This window comes from Neochlamydia sp. AcF95, from assembly GCF_018342455.1.
GTDB lineage: Bacteria > Chlamydiota > Chlamydiia > Chlamydiales > Parachlamydiaceae > Neochlamydia.
The window spans coordinates 1-20160 of the sequence record NZ_JAEMUC010000069.1; the positions used below are offsets into that span (position 1 = coordinate 1).

Here is a 20160-nt window from a genome sequence, read left to right on the forward strand (position 1 = left end):
ATATGATTAAGTAAATATAAACTCTAGAAATTATTTTATTTATCACAAAGTAATTGATAACCCCCGTGACCGCTTACATAAAAACAGTAAATTTTGCAAAATGTTGAGCAAGCTTTCTAATATTAGTGCCATTTCCATAAAATTTTTTTTCTAGCGCTAATAAAACTTTGGCTTCATTTTCAACAATAATCTCCTTAAATGAAAATTCTTTTTTCAATTCTTCAAAATAAAAATTTAAATTATTTTTAAGTATTTGATGATAGCAATTTCCTGATGGAATAGGGCCAAAAGGAATGACATCCATTCTACTTAATAGCTCGGGGGAATAGCTATTTCCTTCAGGATAAAGCTGATTTTGCTTTCTAAATAATTCACAAATTTTTTCAATGTTCATTTTTTGTTGGAAAGCGCGCAGAATGCAATCTTGATATAAATTAGAAGTGTTAATAATGATGCAGTTCTTAAGAGAGTAAATAATGCTTACATTTTTGTTCTCCCTATCATTAATGCGTTTAGTATACTGCCCCTTATACATGCCTACATCAAAGATCGTAAGGAGGGATTGTTTAACTTTAGAATGAGCCTTTTCAAATTCATCTAACAATATTAGTATGTTTTCCACTTCATATTGCTCGGTAGATTCATCACTGCTTAAAAGTGTCGGCTTGCATTTATCTAATTCTTTTGCAAAAAAAGGCTTATCATCCGAGCCTAAAATACCTGCGCCTGATCCAAAAAAATTAGAAACAGTATATTCACTTTGATACTGATTCATAGGAAAAAAAATATATTTTCTTTTATACTCAGCTGCTGCCTTTGCAAGAGCTGTTTTTCCTACCCCCGTTGGTCCAACAAATATGAATACATGATTTCCTTCTTTTTGTTTTTTTAATGCAGTAGCTAGTAGAGTAGCCGCCTGGTCTTGACCTACTACACTTTGCTTTAATTTCTGTAAGATTTGCGCATAAGGGTCTGGCTTTAACTTTTCTTTTTGTACACTCTGCACTATTTTTTCGTTTATGAGAGTGCGAGCCACGCTTGGATAAAGCTTTATAAAATTATCTCTAATATGTTGGGTCGTTGAGTTTATTTCTAAGCACGTTACTTTCCTAAAATATTTTAAAGCTTCCCCTGGAGGATTTTCGCCTAATTGATGAGGCGCTAATTGAAATTGCGTAGGGCTGTTCTGCTGTTGAGGGTCTCCTAAATAATCCATAAGAGCTTTGAAAGCTAGCTCCTCATATAATTTTTCATTAGATATTTTTTTTAAGGTGGCTACTTCAGGCATCAGTTCATTAATATACGCTATTAATGAAGAAGAGATCATGCTATCAAAATCATTAATCATTTTTTTCTCCTGGCAATAGTATGGTTTTTCTCAATTGGGAACATTATTTAAAGAATCTTTTTTAAATATTATCATAAAAATTTCAGCAATTCCCGCAAATAAAAATTTTAACTTTATTTACAGCTAATCTTAAGGTTTACTTATCTAAAAGCAAAAGGATACCTTAAGTTTTAAGCTTTCTTTGCCGAAGTTAATATTTAGTTTAAAGTTAAGAATTTCTACACGCAAGGGTTCAAAAGGCACTTTCAAGCTTTTTTGTTAAGAAGTATTCGGAGTAAGCCTTGCTCCTTTAAATCCATAGGCAATTGAGTGGTAAAGATCTTCCCAGGTATCGATAAAGTAAGAGACAAAAAAAGCCCATATTAGCATCCATAAGCTACTTCTTGAACCAGCTTTTTTGAGGGCAGCTAAAAACATACTGCAGCAGCGCTGTTGCACTTGATCGATCAGCAAAGCTAGCATCATACCTCACCTTACGCGCTGATGAGTTGAAAAAATTATTCTGAGGGTATATTTTTTTTTGAAAAGAGGAGAAAAAAATGAAACTTGATCTTCATGAGATTTATACAGATTATCTTATCAGCCAAAACCAACAAGCAACAGCCACTGGGCTATCTAATCTTTTAGATGGCCAGATTAGCCACGAGAAAATCACCCGTTTTCTTAACCACAATCTAAGAGGATTGAAAGAACTATGGCAGTATGTTAAAAAGCAAGTGCACCATCTAGAACAAGATATAGGAGGTGTATTGATTATTGATGATACGATAGAGATTCAATCTTATTTATCTTATAATTTAGCTTTAGCACAGATGAGCTGGAAAAGCCCTTTAAATTTATATTTATTAAAAAAATTGCAGAAAAAATTAATAAAGAAAGGAGCAAGCTTATCCCATACAACAATTTTTTTAGTGTAAAACACGACTTAAATATTTTTTTAAAAATTCTCTTATAACAATCTTATCTTATTAAATAAATCACCCAAAAATATGTTAGGCACAAGCAAAAGTTTTACTTGTACTTCTGGCTAAAGCTACTTTTTAGCTAAAAATAAGAGTGTTTACATGGAGATTATTAATGCACAGGTTCAAACTAAAACCCGTACCTACATGAAGATAACTACAGTCTACGGCCTAACGGCCGCTAAGCTTTAGCTAAAAAAACTTAAGATAAGGATTGCTTGCCGAAAGGCTGTCCTACTGGATAAATCTAAACGAATCTACCCCAAAATCCCTATTCAATGTATAGTATTTTTAGTTAATTTGGGGTAGTAAGCATGGATCATAAGCACATCATTTTAAAAAAAGTCAAAGTTCATAATCTTAAAGCCGTGGATTTACAGCTTAATACCAATGAATTAATAGTTTTTAGCGGAGTTTCTGGATCAGGAAAATCTTCTCTTGCCTTTGATACCATCTATATGGAAGGGCAAAGACGCTATGTAGAATCCCTTTCTACCTTTGCAAGACGCCAATTAGGCGAAATGGCCAAACCTGACCTTGAGCATGCCTCGGGAATTTCTCCTACTATCTCTATAGAGCAGAAAACCGCAGGCCGTAACCCACGTTCAACAGTGGGAACGATGACAGAAATATACGATTATCTAAGAGTATTGTATGCTCGCGTGGGTGTCCCCCATTGCCCAGTCAGTGGAGAACCTGTAGCCCCTCAGAGCAGGGAAAGAATTATCAAATCTATCCAAAGCCTTCCTTCCAATACTAAGCTCATTGTCCTAGCCCCTTATGCTAAAGCTAAAAAAGCTGAGTTTAAAGAAGATTTTCAAGACCTCATGCGCAAAGGGTTTACAAAAGCACGGGTGGATGGAAAAATTGTTACTTTACAGCATGAATGGGGTTTAGATGGTAGCGTTTCTCATGATATCGACGTAGTCATTGACCGTCTTGTCATAAACATTGAAAACAATTCGCGCATTGCTGAGGCTATTACTGCAGCCTTAGATTTAGGAAATGGAGTCTGCAGTATATTGGATGTACAAACAGACGAGGAAAAGCTTTTTTCTACGCATGCTTATTCCCCTAAATCAGGGCTCTCTTATTCCTCCTTAGAGCCGCACGATTTTTCTTTTAACAGCCCCTCAGGAGCTTGCTCAAGCTGCAATGGATTAGGTATTGTCAATGAATTTGACTTAGAACAAATTATGGATCCAAACCTTAGTATCGCTCAAGATTGTTGTAGCATTGCAAGCTCTTACCAAACAGTACGTTATGGTAACATCTATAACAATCTAGCGAATATGCATAGCTTTAGCGTCCATACTCCTTGGAAAAAGCTGTCTGAAAAAGCTAAGAAAGTTTTTCTTTACGGGGTGGAAAAGAAGTGGACCAGAATGCATTTTGTTCATCCTATTACTGGGGCAAAGTGGGTAGATAATGTTCAATGGAAAGGCGTCTTGCATGAAGCGCATACCCGCTTTGCTGAAGCTAAAAGCGATTCCTATCGCAGCAAAATGCTCAAGCTTATGCATACGCAAAGGTGTCCTGCTTGCAATGGTGAACGCTTAAAACCCTATCCTGCTGCGACCCTACTCAATGGCAAGCGTATTAGCCAATTAGCAGCTATGACTATTGCTGAGTGCTACGAATTTTTTAGCAATCTTCCCCTGTCTGCTCAGGATGAGCTAATAGCTGCTGAGTTAATCAAGGAGATTCGTGAGCGTTTACAATTTTTGATTGAAGTGGGTTTACATTATTTAAATTTGGACAGAACAGCGCCTACGCTTTCGGGAGGAGAGGCTCAACGCGTACGTCTAGCCTCTCAAATTGGCTGCGGATTAGTAGGTATTACTTACGTTTTAGATGAGCCTTCAATTGGCTTGCATCCCCGTGATAATAAAAAGTTGATAGCTACGCTTAAACGTCTCCGCGATATGGGTAATACCGTCATCGTGGTAGAGCATGACGAGGAAACCATTTGGGAAGCTGATCATATTGTAGACTTTGGGCCTGGGCCAGGTACACGAGGAGGTGAAATCGTCTACAAAGGTGATGTTAAAGGCTTGCTAGAAAGCGAAAAATCTCTTACAGGACGCTACCTATCGGGAAGATTAGCCATTACCATTCCTAAAAAGCGTCGAAAGATAAAAAAAGACCATCTCTTGATAAAAGGAGCTACTCATCACAATTTAAAAAATGTAGATGCTAAAATACCTTTAGGAATTTTCATTGCTGTAACGGGCGTCTCCGGCTCTGGAAAATCTTCACTTATCACCGATATTCTCTATCCTGCCCTATCGAATGCACTCCATGAAAGCGAATATCCTGTAGGCCGCCATAAAGAAATCGTAGGAATAGATAAAATTGACAAAGTAATTGCTATTGATCAATCGCCTATTGGGCGCAACCCTCGTTCCAACCCCGCTACTTATATCAAACTTTTCGATGATATTCGCGATTTATTCACCCAATTACCTGAAAGCCAAGCACGTGGATATAAGCCGGGAAGATTTAGCTTTAATGTCAAAGAAGGCTCTTGCCCTCAATGTGGGGGCATGGGCATGGTGAAAATTGATATGGATTTCATGGAAGATGCTTGGATAGATTGCCCGCTTTGTAAAAAAAGGCGTTTTGATCAAGAAACCCTTTCAGTTCTTTACAAGGGTAAAAGTATTTATGATGTGCTAGAGATGGAGGTCATCGAAGCATTAGAATTTTTTGCTAATATTCCTTCCATCTACCATAAACTACAAACACTGCAAAAAGTGGGAATGGAATATATTAAGCTAGGCCAGTCATCCACGACTTTATCAGGTGGAGAAGCGCAACGTATCAAATTAGCTAAAGAGCTTGCCAGGCCTACCGCAGGACACACTTTCTATATTTTTGATGAGCCTACAACCGGCCTTCATTTTCATGATATTAAGCATTTATTGACAGTGCTGCAAGAACTTGTAGACCGTGGTCATACTGTCTTAGTCATTGAGCATAATATGGATATTGTCAAAACGGCAGATTGGATTATTGACATAGGCCCTGAAGGAGGAATTCAAGGAGGAAAAATCTTTGCTGTAGGCACACCTGAGCAAATCGCTCGTTTAGAGAGCCCTACAGGCCGTGCTCTCCAAGAGATCTTGCATCATGATATAGCCGAACGTCTCACCCAAGCTGTGCAAGCCTCTAAGCATAATCTTATCCACTATAAAGAACGTCAAAAACATTTTATCAAAGAAATTACTGTAACGGATGCGGAGCAAAATAATCTTAAAAGCATTTCATTGAGTATTCCGCGTGAAAAAATCACTATATGTACCGGCCCTTCGGGGTCAGGAAAAACCTCTTTAGCCTTTGACACTATCTATGCCGAAGGACAAAGACGCTATATCGATTCCCTTTCACCTTACGCACGCCAATTTGTTAAGCAAATGCCTAAGCCTAAGGTAGGTTATGTAGGAGGACTTTCACCCGCTATTGCTATTGAGCAAAAAGCACACGCAGGTAATCCTCGCAGCACAATTGGTACTATGACCGAGTTGTATGACTATCTGCGTATCCTTTATGCCCGCATGGGAACGCCTCACTGCCCCGAAACAGGTGAGGTGATTAAAGCGATCAGCAAAGATCATGTAGTAGATCGTGTGATGAACTATCCTTTAGGAGAAAAGATCCAAGTTTTAGCTCCTATTGAAGGGAAAAAAAATGAACGATTTGAAGAAGTTATCTCTCGCCTTCAACGGCAAGGTTTCCTACGCGTGCGCCTAAATGGTGAATTTTTTGATCTAGACCAAGAAGGCCTTAGCTTAGCTTTCGATCGTAAACGCAAAAATGAGTTATTATTGGTTATCGACCGCTTAAAGATCAATCCTACGATTAAAAACCGCTTAGCAGAAGCAGTAGAGACAGCTACCCATATAAGTGGTGGCAAAATTGTTATTCTTCGCGAAAACCAAAAAGATGTTTTTTTCAATTTAGCATTTGCCGTAGAAAGCACAGGAAAATCTTATCCAGAAATTACTCCTCATACCTTTGCTTTCAACAATGCTGAGGGAATGTGCCCGGAGTGCTTAGGTTTAGGATATCAATATGGTGCTAATTTAATACAAAAGCCAGAGATTATGGAGCAATCTGTGGCCGGCCTGATGTATTATCTATGGCAAGATCTTTATAACGCTGCTGCCTTTGCTTGGGTAGCAGCATTTTTGGAAGCAGAGGGTATTGATCTGCTTGCTCCTCTTTATATGCTACCTACTAAACAGCTCCACCTGATTTTAAATGGCTCTCCGGAAGATAAGTGGTACACCGCTACAAACGGTTTAAAATTTCGCTGGATAGGAATCAACCATGTATTAGCAAAGGCGGGGCGCAGTGCACAATCTCAACTACGCGAACTTATTACGCCTCTTTTGGAAGAGCATAAATGCATTTCATGCCAAGGAGATAGACTCAACGCTTTGGCCCGCCATGTGACTATTCAAGGCCTATCTATTAGCAAATTATGTAGTCTGCCTGTGGATAACTCTCTTAATTTCATTGAAAAACTTGTCATTAATCAACAGGATAATAAAATTTTGGAAGAAGTTCACCTTCAACTTCTCAATAGATTACGCTTTCTAGCTGCAGTAGGTCTAGGCTATATAGCCTTAGATCGGCCGGCTCCTACTTTAAGTGGCGGCGAGGCACAGCGTATTCGCCTGGCGCGCCAATTAGGAAGCGGGCTAACAGGAGTATTGTATGTTTTAGATGAGCCTACCATCGGCTTACATCCAAGGGACAATGAACGCTTAAATCTAGCCCTCGAACAGCTTAAGGAACTTGGTAATACTTTACTAATGGTCGAACATGATCCTTTAACGATTGCAAAAGCTGATTATATTCTCGATTTTGGCCCTCAGGCAGGAGCCTTAGGCGGCCATATTACGGCACAAGGAACTTTTAAACAGATCATAAAAAATTCACGCTCACTGACGGGTAAGTACTTATCCGGCAAGCTCACTATTCCCATGCTTACAAAAAGACGCTCTCTTAAAAATGGCATGCTACAAATCAGGGAGGCTAAAGCCAACAATTTAAAATCTATCCAATTAGATATTCCTATCCAGGCTCTTACCATTTTAACAGGGGTTTCGGGTTCAGGTAAATCTACGTTAATGCACCAAGTTATTCAACCAGCAGTCCAAAAAGGCCTTTATAATTCTTATGAAATTGCTGCCGATATAGCAAAAGTGGAAGGCATTGAAAATTTTGATAAAGTGATTACTATTGATCAAAATCCTTTAGGCCATACAGTGCGCTCAGATGTAGGAACTTACGTCGATTTACTGGCGCGCTTACGTGATTTTTTTTCCTCCCTTCCTGCTGCCAAAGCCAAAGGATTACAAGGCAAGCACTTTAGCTATAATCATCGACGCGGCATGTGCACCCATTGTTGGGGTATGGGCTATAAACGTATCGAAATGCATTTTTTACCCCCTGTACGCGTAGTATGTGAAGAGTGTCAGGGCCAACGCTTAAATCCTGTTAGCTTAGAAATTACTTATAAAGGAAAAAATTTTGGCCAATATCTAAGCTTAACCATTAACGAAGCACGCCAGGTATTCGAAAATCATCCCCGTATTGCTAAAGTTTTAGATACATTAATTGCGGTAGGTTTGGGCTATTTGAAATTAGGCCAAGAAACCGTAAGTTTATCGGGTGGAGAAGCGCAACGTCTTAAGTTAAGTCGTGAGCTTACCAAACGCTCGACAGGTAAAACTCTTTATCTATTAGATGAACCTACGACAGGGTTACATAGCGATGACATTAAAAAATTATTGATAGTTTTACACAAGTTAGTAGATAAAGGCAACACGATGATCATCATAGAACATAATATAGAGGTCATTAAAAATGGAGACTTTATCGTTGATTTAGGACCAGAAGCCGGAGAAAGAGGAGGAGAAATTGTAGCTACCGGTACTCCCGAAGAAATTGCTCAAAACCCGACCTCTATTACTGGAAAATATTTAAAAAATTTACTTTGAAAAATTATGCCTTAGATCTCTGCTCGTTTGGCTTTAGACTTTCCTATTAATTTAAGGTTATAAATTAGCTTTCTAATATTTTAAAAATTTAGCTTGAATATGCATCCAGCTTATCTTTTATTTTTGCTTTTAATGTATACAGTTTTACCTTTACATGCTGGAACAATTCCTATCGAAGTAGAAATAGCTTTTACAGAGGAAGAGCGCGCCTGGGGCTTGATGCAACGCTCCCATTTACCAGAGAATCAAGGAATGTTGTTTTACTTTCCTAAAGGAAATCTTTGGATGTTCAATACTTTAATAGATCTTTCAGCAGCATTTTTAGATAAGAAAGGTAGCATCTTAGAGATAGCCGAGCTAAAATCTTATCCTGAAAAGATGGATCCTCATCGACCTGTAAATAAATTAAACGAGATGTGGAAATATCCTGCGGATGATAAAATATATTTATTCTTTTTGCAAAAAAGTAAGGCGCTACCTAAGGGAACTTACTATGTTTTAGAGATGAATAAAGAATGGTTCAAAAAACAGGGAGTCACTGTAGGAGATAAAGTCGTGTGGCATTTAAATTCTTCCCAGGCCTCTATAGTAAAGCTCTCCTCCCCTTCGACAGGTGAGTAAGCGCTTCAATTGAAAATGGTTAATCAACTATTTAACCAGGAAAGGTGCGACTCTACGTTTTAAGGAAAAAGCTTAAAAAATATAAATTTTTTTGGCAAAGGTGATCCCTCAATTTTTTATTGATAGAAAATATTTCTCCCCTTAGATTAAGAGAAATAAATTCAGCTCTACTATAACAACTAAGGACAGCATGGCAAAACCTCTCGTTTCCAAAAAGAAAGCAGATGCAATCTCAAATGGAGCTTTTCTTGTAGGACTTGGCATCTTATTATACACTCATGATTGGTGGCCAGGTATTCTCCTAGTCCTCTGGATAGCCGTTCTATTAAGGCAATATTTAACAGGAAGAGTTTACGATACAATTGTCTCAACTATTATCCTACTAGGCTTGTTTTTAGTCTCCTTTATCAAAATAAATTGGTCTGTCATTATTCCTATTTTATTTGTTATCGGAGGCACTTATCTAATATTCCGAGAATATTTTTATGCAGATGAAAGCGTAGAAAATGAAATTTTAGATGAACGCCCAAGAAATGCTAATGAGCACAAGGAGGAGTAAGGAAAGTCCTTTTACAATCATCTAAGGCATAATATCTATGCTGGCTAGATTACCTACAGGCACTTATTATTAATTAGAAGCAAAGAAATATAAGGTGTAGGTGGCAGCAGGCGCGCAAGAGCTTAATAAAAAAAATAGAATAGGTGCTTTGGTTCCTTGAAGCTAGCGGATAATTATCTAAAAGCCTATTTAGAAGCAAAAGGTTCTAGCATCAAAAATGCTTAGCAACAGACTTCACTTTACTTAAGCTTTGTTTAACAACTATGTTAGCTGATGAAGCTTATATCAATTATGCGACTATTACTAGGGCTGATAAAAGCCCATAGGCACCCTACTTTTCGCCAAAGGGGCTTTTAAGCAACTCTAAAAAATTTTAAAAGATAAATTTTCTTATACTTAAGGCTTTAAAAAATATTGTGGAATTTTACTGTTCATATTGCCATCATCAATTTTCTCTTGAAAATCATGCAGAGAAAGGGCGGCCAAAATTTTGCCCTTACTGCTCAACGCCTCTTCATAAAAAGTCTCAAGCTAAATCTCTACCTCCTAAAGAGCTGCCTCACGAGGAAGCTGCTCCAATGGTAGCAGAAGCAGCCACTTCTTTTGTTTCTAACCAGCTGCCTGAAGAAAAGCAAGTTCAATTTTCTCTCGGTAATTACAAAATTCTTGAAAGCATTGGTAAAGGAGGGATGGGAGAAGTTTTTTTAGCCTATGATACCTCCTGTGGACGCCGCCTAGCCCTTAAACGCATTCGTGAAGATCTACTTCAACATCCTCAAGTTCATCATCGCTTTTTAAAAGAAGCCCACATTACAAGCCAGCTGACTCATCCTGCTATTATTCCTATTTATTCTATTTATGCAGAAAAAAACCAGGCTTACTACACCATGCCTTTTGTGGAAGGAGAGACCTTAAAACAAGTTCTAAAGAATGCTAGGAAACAAGATAAGTTAGGTTTAAAATCAGGGCAAACTAGTTCGATACCCTCATTGATGCGCATTTTCCTTAGCCTCTGCCAAGCAGTGGCTTATGCTCACTCCAAAGGTATTTTACATAGAGACCTTAAACTTGAAAATGTCATTGTAGGAAAATATGGCGAAACCGTGATCCTTGATTGGGGGTTAGCTCATCTTTTAAGAGCAGAAAGTGCAGAAGAGGAAATTTATCAAGAGCCTTCCAAAGATCTTAAGCAGGGTTCTTTCTATCATATTACGCGTCTTGGAAAAGTTGTTGGAACGATTGCTTATATGGCACCCGAAAGGGCTTTAGGTCAGCCAGCCACTTTTCAGACAGATATCTACTCACTGGGAGTGATCCTATACCAGATGCTAACCTTAAGGCATCCTTTCAAAAGAGGTTCTTTAAAAGACTTTAGAAAAAATATGACTCAAGAAAAGCTATATGATCCCATGGAAGTAGCTCCTTATCGTGATGTACCACGCATCCTCTCTAGAATTGCTTTAAAGTGCCTAGCTGTAGCATTAGACCAACGTTATTCAACGGTTGATGATGTGATTCACGATCTAGAAACCTACCTCGAAGGCCGCTCAGAATGGTTTCAGATAACAGAATTACAAGTAAGCAATAAAAACGACTGGGAATTCCAAGAAAATGTTTTAATTGCTGAATATACTGCCATTACGCGTGGGACGGAAATTTCTGATTGGGTCAGCTTGATGATTTCTAAGGATTCTTTCGCAGAAAATACTAAAATTGAAGCCCAGGTTAAATTAGGAAAAAAATGCCACGGCATTGGCTTTCTTCTTAGTATCCCAGAAATTGCTGAGCGCACGCATCTAAATGATGGCTATTGTTTATGGTTAGGTTCTCAATCTCATCGTTCCACAAAGCTGCTGCGCTCGGCAGTAGAGGTGATGCATCATCCGGATATTTTTTTACAAGGAGAGGAGTGGTACCATATACGCATTGAAAAAATCGATCAAAATATTCACTTTTATTTAAATAACATTCATCAATTTTCATATATTAGTCATTTACCCTTAGCGGGCACTCACCTAGGACTACTATCGCGCGACGCTGATTATGAAATTTCTCCTCTTAGTATTTCAGTAGGAAGCCTTAATATCCGGGTGAATTGCCTGGCTGTTCCTGATGCCTTTCTTGCTCATAAAGATTATACTACAGCTTTAAGTGAATATCGACGTATCGGCTACTCCTTTCCGGGAACGGCTGAAGGTAGAGAAGCTATGTTTAGAGCTGGGATAACCCTTCTTGAGCAAGCTCGCAACAATCATAGCCCAGAAAAGAAACAGCAACTTTATGAAGACTCTTTAGAGGAATTCTGGAAACTGCATTCTACTCCTGGTGCCCCCCTAGAATATCTAGGTAAAGCTCTCGTTTATCAAGCATTAGATGATCCTGATGAAGAAATCAAATGTTTTGAGCTAGCGTATCGTCGCTACCCTCAACATCCTCTTCTTCCTGTGCTTGAAGAGCAAATCCTTTATCGCATGCTTGAAAGTTCCAGGCATAATCGTAAAGCTACCTATCAATTTATATTATTTGTTTTACGCTACCTTCCTTCTATCATCTCACAAAACAATGTTAGAAAGCTATTTCATAGCCTGCAAAGGCATTGGGAGCCCTTACATTTTATGTTAAATGAAATAGAGATGGCCAATTCTGAGAAATTGAAAAATTTTGACTTTGCTATCCATCTTGCCTTTTGGACAGCAAAGCCTTATGCCTTAAGTGAAATCCTCGATGATCTTATTAAGCTTGAGCCTATTCCCTTAACCTTATGCACTAACGCTATTTATGCGCTTATCGAGCTTGGCAGCTATGCCCTTGCCAAAGTTAAATTGAACGAGCTAAATAAAAAAACCCCTTCTTCTCAAGCGCTTTTACATGAAACAGAGCTTCTTACAATCGCTATAAAAGTTTACCAACAGCCTATCGAAAAATGTTTGGATCACCTAATTAAACTATTACCTAAGCGTTCTCTTGAAAGAAACGAGCTTCGAGCTTTAACCCATCTTATCAGGTTTGCCATTAAGAAGCACAACTACCCTTTTATTTTCGAAGCCGTAAAAAAAATGCACTCCTTTACCTTAGCTCCCGAAGCTTCAATTGGGCTTAATTGTGCCCTGATTTTCGCTCATCTGGCTGAAAAAAATTGGGAAAAAGCGGGTGAATTGCTGCAACAATATCCTTTTGAAATTATCAATCAGGAATGGCATCCTCTCCACCTATTCTACGGCATATGGCTATACATGACTAAAGGCAAGGAGAGAGCTTACCTACACTTTTCAGAAGTATTAGAGGTGCCTTTTCCTCGTTCGTGGACTCTATTTAGCCATATGATAGCTTTTAAAATCGATGAAAGTCCTGCCTGGTTAAATAAAGCTTTCACTTGGGAAAAGCGCCAGCTCTATTCACAGGCTTCCTTTTTTTTCCATTGTATTGGCGACGAAGAAAAACATGCTCATTACTCTCGCCTTGAAGCCCAGCAATATGTTTATGCTAAAATCTAAAGCTAGCCTCTTTTTCATCTGTCGCTAAAAAACTTTAGGCTAGTTGGAGGTACATCCTAATTTTTTAATAATACGTTTTGAAAAAAATTAAGTCTAGATACTAGATACCTAACCTTTAAAAATTACCTCTCTATTTAATGAGAGCCATTTTATAAAGTATGGGATTACATAAGAAGTAGCTTGAAAGCGTATAATCATTCTCAAAAGAAGATAGGGATAAATTAAGCTAAACGAGCTTACCACAATGACAATCATCAATTTATAGTTCATGGATTCAATACTTATAAATAATTATAACATCACGCGCGCATAAAAATTCTAGAGAGCTTAATTGTTTAAGCGCTTTTCATTATCTTATCTACCTATCTTTCTACCTTTTTTGTAACATTCTATTTATACGCTTTTAGTCTATTCCTTACGCAATCACGTAATTTATAAAATCCCTTTTGTTAAGCAGAGGGACATCTTTCGGAGGATTGGGTATGCAGACGAAGTTTTTATAAAGCGTATTATTAAAAAATTCATTGTTTTCTAATTTTTTTGCGATAGCCCATTCTTAAGCCTCTAGTGCCCGAGTTGCTAAGCAAACCCTGTGAAAGAGATCTTTAATTTCTCCCATGATTTACAAAAAATAATTTTAAGAGTTTTAGCAATTGTTTTTTAATCACTTACATTGCCTAGTTGCTTAGATTAAAATAAAAACAAGCTGTCTTCCTTAAAAATCTTATAAAATGCATCTATTAAAAAATAGCGGCTTAGCTATAATCATGCTCTTTTATAAAATTGAGAGTTTATGATGAGCCCCTTACCTGTTGAGTCTACCGAACTACCTAAAGCTTATGAGGCCAAGCAGGTTGACACCAAGTGGTTTAGTTTTTGGGAAAGCAAAGGGTATTTTAACGCCAATCCAAATTCTCCCAAAAAGCCTTTTTGTATTGTTATCCCCCCCCCTAACGTGACGGGTCAGCTTCATATGGGGCATGCACTTACTAATACTTTACAAGATGTTCTTATTCGCTGGAAACGCATGTCTGGATTTGAAACTCTGTGGGTTCCAGGAACTGACCATGCAGGTATTTCTACTCAAACAGTAGTGGAACGCCATCTAATTAAAACTACTGGTAAAAAACGCAAAGATTTTTCCCGAGAAGAATTTTTACAACATGTGTGGAAATGGAAAGAAGAAAATGAAAGCCGTATAACCAACCAGTTAAAAAAGATGGGCTGTTCTTGTGATTGGACACGCCAACGCTTTACCCTCGATGAAGGAAATAACCGCGCCGTCAAAACGATGTTTAAAAAACTCTATGAGATGGGGTTAATCTATCGTGGAGATTATCTGGTGAATTGGGATCCTGTGACCCAAACCGCTCTGGCTGATGACGAGGTAGAATATGAAGAAAAGCAATCTTTTCTATGGTTTTTCCAGTATCCTTTAAGCGACGCTTCTGGTTTTGTAAGCTTTGCCACTACCCGCCCTGAAACTATGTTGGGAGATACAGCTCTTGCCGTATCCCCTAAAGATCCACGCTATGCACAATGGATAGGTAAAACTGTTTATCACCCTTTAACTAAACAGCATATTCCCCTCATTGCCGATCATCTTGTAGATCCTGACTTTGGAACGGGAGTGGTCAAAATTACACCTGCCCACGATCCTATCGACTATCAAATAGGTTTGTCACACCATCTTCCTTTTATTAATATCATGACACCCGATGGCAGAATTAACGAAAAAGGCGGAAAGTATGCAGGATTATCGATGGAAGAAGCGCGCCAAGCGGTAATAGAAGAGATGCAACAGCAAGGCCTTTTGAAACAGGTGGTTCCTCATCTTCACCGCGTAGGAGTCTCCTACCGTTCTAAAGCCATCATTCAGCCCTACATGTCTAAGCAATGGTTTATCAAGATGGAGGGCTTTGCTAAAAAATTACGGGCTGCTTTGACCGAAGAGCGCATTCATTTTATTCCTAAAAATTGGGAAAACACCTATCTCCATTGGATAGATAACTTACGTGATTGGTGCATTAGCCGACAGCTATGGTGGGGACACCGCATCCCGGTATGGTACCATCGTAAAAACCCTGAGAAGATTATCTGTTATGAAGGAGAAGGCCTGCCTCCGGAGATTGCAAAAAATCCTGAAGATTGGGTACAGGAAGAAGATGTGTTGGATACCTGGTTTTCATCAGGCCTTTGGCCCTTTGCAGCATTAGGATGGCCAGAACAGAACGCCGTACTTAAAAAGTTTTATCCTAATTCCGTGTTAATTACCGGCCATGATATTTTATTCTTTTGGGTAGCCCGTATGATTTTTATGGGTGAGCAGGCTATGGAGCAAGTTCCTTTTCCTGATATTTATCTACATGGCTTGATTTACGGCAAATCTTATTGGAGAAAGACAGCAGAAGGAGGAATCTCCTATCTTACCGATAAAGAACGCTTAGAATATGATCTAGGCAAGCCGATCCCTCCCGATGTTCAATCAAATTGGGAAAAAATGTCCAAAACTAAAGGCAACGTCATTGATCCTTTAGAAATTATCGATGAGTATGGCACGGATGCGATGCGCATGGCTTTATGTGCTAGTGCTAATCAAGCGCGAGAGATCGATTTAGATCGACGACGTTTTGAAGAATTTCGTAATTTTGCTAATAAAATTTGGAATGGAGCCCGCTTTATTTTTATGAATCTTCAGGGAGAGCATGCTTTAAGCCCCGAAGAGTTTGCTCGAGGACTTAATGAAAATATTCTTGCTCTAGAAGATCGCTGGATTCTTTCTGTACTTAATCGCGTGGTCCATAAAGTTAATACTAAATTAGCTCATTATCAATTTGATCAAGCTGCCTTGGAAGCATACGATTTTTTCTGGAAAGAATTTTGTTCTTATTATCTGGAGATTGCTAAACCCATACTTTTTGGCAAACAAGGAACAAGCGAAGACCGAAAAAACAAACAAAAGCTGTTAGCTATTGTGCTTTGTCAGTCAATGCGTCTTATCCACCCTATGGCACCTTTTATCAGTGAAGAGCTCTTTCAGCAACTCAAGCGTTTGCTAGGGGCTAGCCCAAGGCATACCGACGTGGATCTTTATACGCAAGAAGCTATAGAGGCATTACAGAGCCCAGCCTGTATTGTGGCCCCTTATCCCCAAGTGACTCATAAGCTAGATTGCCATGCTGAAATCGATCATGCTTTTAATGTTATCGAAAATATCGTTTACCTCATTCGTAACTTGCGGGGTGAAATGAAGCTACCTCTTAATGCAGTTACCAATGTGCACATCGTGGGAAAAGAAGATAATAAGCTTCTTAGGTTAATAAAAGAAAATATAAGCATTATTAAAGCACTGATAAAAATTAATGAATTTCAACTCCACCATGTGGAAAAAGAATTTGGACTTTCTTCCTCTACCTTTTATCAAAGTCTTAAGATCATTATTCCTATACCCGAAGAGCTCATGAAGCAGGAAAAAGCTCGCCTATTGAAAGAAAAAGAGCGCTTAAACTCTGTCATTGATAAAATTAATATACAATTAGCTAATCATGATTTTGTAGCCAAAGCTCCTGCCGCCTTGATACAAAAACATACAGAACAGTTGGTACAAGCCAAGAAAAGCTTAGAGGAAGTTACCGCAAAATTAAGCCAATTGGCATAAATGCAAGAAAACTTAAGATTCACGTCTTTCGAAAATAGTTTAAGAAGTTTTATCTACCTGGTAGGTAGATAAAATTTTTGAACTGACTTAAATAAATAAGTAGATCCCCCCTTTTAGTATAAATAAATTTTACTTACTTTAAGTTTTTTTCCCCTAACTTTTTTCCCTTATCAAAAGCCCTGGAAAACATCTATAAATGCTGAAAAATGATAAATAGAGAGATAGCAGGAGAAGAAAAAAGATCTTACTACACATTCTCTAGCATTTATTCGGTTACACATCATACGCTTTTGAGCAGCTCTTTATGTAATCATATACTTAATAAAAAGCTAGTTTTTAGGGATAGAATCGGTCTGGAAAAACGCTAATTTCTTTTTGGGTTATACAGACGTAGTTTCTTTAAAAGGTGTAACTTCGTAAGCGGTCACGGGGTATACCCAGCTTTAGGTGCGATTCTGCGGGCATCTGCAATGTCAAGAATGCTCTCAGGCAACTGTTTTTCTATTTATTGCCCTTTTTGATTTATAGTAAGCCCTTAGGCATTGACGCCTTAAGTAATGATCCCTCCCGTGGCCGCTTACGTAACTTCCTTTAATCGCTTAGAATCCACGATACTTAGTCTTTTTCATTAAGCAAAGCATAATAGCTATACTTCAATTAAAATATCTCAAGCTAGCAACTCTTTAACTTATTCAAAATAAAAATTTAAATAAAACATAGTTTAATTTCAAATCAATGTTTAATTAAATTAAAGCTATTAAATAAACCATATATAATATATAATTTGTAATTAAGAAATTTTCTATTTAGGATAATGATGAGTAACGATTACAATAGCTTACTAAATTTTTGGAAAAAATCAGCGACGCAACCTGAAGAAAATCACAATCTAAGTTCAAGCCAAAAGCATAATTTAGAACAGGCAAAGATAAGTGAACAAGCCAAGGAAAGTTTGGCAAATAGCACCTTGCCTTTAAGCACTCTTGAAGAAAGACAGAGAGCGAATAGCACACGAGCTACTCAGCTTTCCATTAAAACTCACAATCCTGAAGACAAGCTTTTTTCATCAGAAATTTTACCTACACATGATAAAGGCACGCATTTTGAAAGACCTAGACAAGTTGAAAAATTAAAAAAGTTATTTGAGAAAGTGCAAGAAGGGCAGCCTATTCATACTACTATTTCTACTCCTGAAAGCATTACTGTTTTCCCTCCTTTTTCTGAAAAATCTCTTCCATTAACTCCTGTAAAGATAGAGGAAAGAAAAAAAGTAAAAGGTAAAGAAAAAGAAGAAAAGGAAAGTATTAATGACGCAGAAACATTCCTCGCTTCCTCGAAAGAAAAAAATTACCTTCTCTATGTTTCTGCCAACAATCTTTTAACAATAGAAAATTTCGAAGAATTAGGCAAGCTCTCTAAAGATGAAGTGATTAAAGAAATGATCAATCAAGCAAAGCATTTAGCTAGCCTTCCCACATCTATAGATGAGTCTTATATTATCACTACCTCTCAGCTGCTTTATCATCAAGCTGCCAGAAGTAACCTGCTTGCTGGTAATGTTGAAAGGGGCTTTGAACTATTAGCCGAAGCTGCCCAGCAAGCGATTCCTTTCTCGCCAGAGAATTTATCCGAAATTGAAAAGATAATAAAAATGTCCGTGGATACATTAAATGGCATCGTATTAAACGATGTAGGCACCTGGGCGATCAAGGATCAAGCCATTCGCTCCTTTATTAAAACTTATGATAACGAAAAAAAATTTTGCTGGGAAATTAAACTGAACGGTCAAGCCTGCGAACACCTACAACAATGGTTGGAAGTTATCATTCAACAAGAAAACCTATGGAAAAAAAGTTTAACTTCTTTAATCGATCTTTCTCCACAACTTGAGGAAAGAGGATACCGCTATGAAAAACAAATCAATGGAAAGTTTGTGCCCACTGAAGCATATGAGCTGCCGGAAGCTCCAACCATTATCATTGATTTTAAAAACTTAGGGCAAATTATCATCCCTCATTCTCATAAGATCAAAACCTTAGCAGATCAAATAGAAGTCATTGTAGAGGTCAATATTGATCTAAAAGGTGATACTCTGCCTCAAGAAGTAGTTAATAAAGTCCACATGCTTTTAAGTATAGTAGGCTGTCCTCCCGCTTTAGTTCCTAGTCGCAACATAGATAAGGAAAGGCTAGTTTTTAATCAGCTTTTTAATGCATTTTTCCCAGATGATGCTAAGATATTAAATAAGCAGCCAGGATACTTTAATTTATCTTTAGACGCCTTAAAAACCGTGATTATCAAGCAAAAGCCTGAGATGAACCCCTATATAAAGGAATACATAGATAATAAAAAATACTGTTGGGTGGAAACCCTCCCTGGTAAAAAAGTACTTTCTTTTAATATGTCTGATAAAATGCGCCAAGAAGGGGCTCTAGGCCTTATGCTAGGATTAACAGGTCCGCACCCTGAAAGAACCTTATCTCTTATCCTTAAAGTAGGTTTGCTTTCTAGCCAATTAAGATATAGCGCTGGAAATTTCATTCAAGGATCAAGTGTGCCGCAAGACTACCAATCAGGAGGAGCAGAATCTGTCTTTACTCGACTAGTGACCAAAAAAATGTTGAATTATAAGGTAGAAGAGTTTGCTAAAGCTGGACATATTCAACTGTTAATAGATTTAAAAGCTGTAAATCCTGCCAATTCTTACGGTCATCGGCATGATGCCTTCGGCTCACGCACTGCTAGACGAGTCAGCTTAAAAGATTTAACTTTTAATATGGAGTCCTCTAGTCTCGATGATCATCCTGGAAGAAGTAATGAAGTGATGATTAGAGATTACATAGCTCCCCATTTCATAAAAAAAATTGTTGTGCAAACTGAAGAAGCTAAAGAAAACATTATTAGCAGACTTATTCACGATAATATTGTTGAAAAAAAAGAAAATGAATGGCACATTAAAGGATTAATCGAGCAACCTAACAGAAATATAAATGACTTTATTATCATAAATGATAGCTTTAATATGGAGATGTGGAAATGAGTGTACCAACTTACTCAGCTGTTTATTATGTTTTGGAAAGCGAACAAGGTGGCATTAACCCCTTGGCAATACGCCCACAAATAAAGAATCAAGGAAAAGTAATTGAGTGGGAAGACACAGGCCATGGATTTTGGAGCAAACTTAAGACAAGCCCTAGTACTAAAGACGAAATGATTTCTTATTGTCCTACAGAAATCATCGTTCCTATTTCAGATACCCATCAGCTTAAGCTAGTCTACCTTACTAAAGAAATTTTTGATAAACATATTTCTAAAAATGCAGCTATGCAACCCAAATTTGGGACCACGCAAGAGCTGCAAAATTATTACTTAAATACCAATTTTTATGGCTATTAAATTTTCAAATAACTAGCATATTTATTAAGCCAGCAGATAGAAATTATCGCTACCTTTACAGGACTGCTCGGGCCCTTATTTGAATTGACTAATCTTAATGATTAGACAGCT

10 protein-coding genes are annotated in these 20160 nt (G+C 37.8%); 8 read left to right on the forward strand and 2 right to left on the reverse strand.

The window, feature by feature from the left end; genetic code table 11:
- Positions 1–73: 73 nt before the first annotated feature.
- Together NEOC95_RS08315 and NEOC95_RS08320 are read right to left on the reverse strand one after the other, a co-directional pair.
- Positions 74–1348, reverse strand: a complete 1275-nt coding sequence (locus NEOC95_RS08315; RefSeq protein ID WP_213152481.1) for an AAA family ATPase — start codon at positions 1346–1348, stop codon at positions 74–76.
- 258 nt (positions 1349–1606) lie between these two features.
- Positions 1607–1813, reverse strand: coding sequence for a hypothetical protein (locus NEOC95_RS08320; protein WP_166156290.1), 207 nt, complete (start codon positions 1811–1813; stop codon positions 1607–1609).
- A 74-nt stretch (positions 1814–1887) separates the two neighbouring features.
- Here NEOC95_RS08320 and NEOC95_RS08325 point away from each other — a divergent pair, with 74 nt between their 5' ends.
- The 8 genes from NEOC95_RS08325 (at position 1888) to NEOC95_RS08360 (ending at position 20049) form a co-directional block, all read left to right on the forward strand.
- Entirely contained in the window at positions 1888–2265 is a 378-nt protein-coding gene (locus NEOC95_RS08325; protein ID WP_166156288.1) for a hypothetical protein, read from the forward strand.
- A gap of 359 nt (positions 2266–2624) precedes the next feature.
- Positions 2625–8321: an excinuclease ABC subunit UvrA gene (uvrA, locus tag NEOC95_RS08330; protein ID WP_213152482.1), complete on the forward strand. Its 5697-nt coding sequence runs from the start codon at positions 2625–2627 to the stop codon at positions 8319–8321.
- 99 nt (positions 8322–8420) lie between these two features.
- A complete protein-coding gene (locus tag NEOC95_RS08335) occupies positions 8421–8942 on the forward strand; it encodes a DUF192 domain-containing protein (RefSeq protein ID WP_242678205.1) in 522 nt (173 codons plus the stop codon).
- Between the two features lie 190 nt (positions 8943–9132).
- Positions 9133–9501 carry a hypothetical protein gene (locus NEOC95_RS08340; protein WP_166156281.1) on the forward strand — a complete coding sequence of 123 codons (369 nt, stop codon included), beginning with the start codon at positions 9133–9135 and terminating at the stop codon, positions 9499–9501.
- Positions 9502–9917: 416 nt separating this feature from the next.
- Positions 9918–12995 carry a serine/threonine-protein kinase PknD gene (pknD, locus tag NEOC95_RS08345; RefSeq protein ID WP_166156279.1) on the forward strand — a complete coding sequence of 1026 codons (3078 nt, stop codon included), beginning with the start codon at positions 9918–9920 and terminating at the stop codon, positions 12993–12995.
- 793 nt (positions 12996–13788) lie between these two features.
- The gene (locus NEOC95_RS08350; protein WP_166156276.1) at positions 13789–16653 is read left to right on the forward strand and encodes a valine--tRNA ligase; all 2865 of its coding nucleotides are present in this window, start codon (positions 13789–13791) and stop codon (positions 16651–16653) included.
- Between the two features lie 814 nt (positions 16654–17467).
- The gene (locus tag NEOC95_RS08355) at positions 17468–19693 is read left to right on the forward strand and encodes a hypothetical protein (protein ID WP_166156273.1); all 2226 of its coding nucleotides are present in this window, start codon (positions 17468–17470) and stop codon (positions 19691–19693) included.
- On the forward strand, positions 19690–20049 hold the full coding sequence (locus NEOC95_RS08360; protein ID WP_166156270.1) for a hypothetical protein: 360 nt from the start codon (positions 19690–19692) through the stop codon (positions 20047–20049). Before NEOC95_RS08355 ends, NEOC95_RS08360 begins: the two co-directional genes overlap by 4 nt.
- Positions 20050–20160: the final 111 nt, after the last annotated feature.

What these genes read in the sequence shown, in the direction of transcription:
- NEOC95_RS08315 (WP_213152481.1), bottom strand. Translation starts at nt 1,348, where the DNA reads ATGATTAATGATTTTGATAGCATGATCTCTTCTTCATTAATAGCGTAT.
- NEOC95_RS08320 (WP_166156290.1), bottom strand. Translation starts at nt 1,813, where the DNA reads ATGATGCTAGCTTTGCTGATCGATCAAGTGCAACAGCGCTGCTGCAGT.
- NEOC95_RS08325 (WP_166156288.1), top strand. Translation starts at nt 1,888, where the DNA reads ATGAAACTTGATCTTCATGAGATTTATACAGATTATCTTATCAGCCAA.
- uvrA (WP_213152482.1), top strand. Translation starts at nt 2,625, where the DNA reads ATGGATCATAAGCACATCATTTTAAAAAAAGTCAAAGTTCATAATCTT.
- NEOC95_RS08335 (WP_242678205.1), top strand. Translation starts at nt 8,421, where the DNA reads ATGCATCCAGCTTATCTTTTATTTTTGCTTTTAATGTATACAGTTTTA.
- NEOC95_RS08340 (WP_166156281.1), top strand. Translation starts at nt 9,133, where the DNA reads ATGGCAAAACCTCTCGTTTCCAAAAAGAAAGCAGATGCAATCTCAAAT.
- NEOC95_RS08350 (WP_166156276.1), top strand. Translation starts at nt 13,789, where the DNA reads ATGATGAGCCCCTTACCTGTTGAGTCTACCGAACTACCTAAAGCTTAT.
- NEOC95_RS08355 (WP_166156273.1), top strand. Translation starts at nt 17,468, where the DNA reads ATGATGAGTAACGATTACAATAGCTTACTAAATTTTTGGAAAAAATCA.
- NEOC95_RS08360 (WP_166156270.1), top strand. Translation starts at nt 19,690, where the DNA reads ATGAGTGTACCAACTTACTCAGCTGTTTATTATGTTTTGGAAAGCGAA.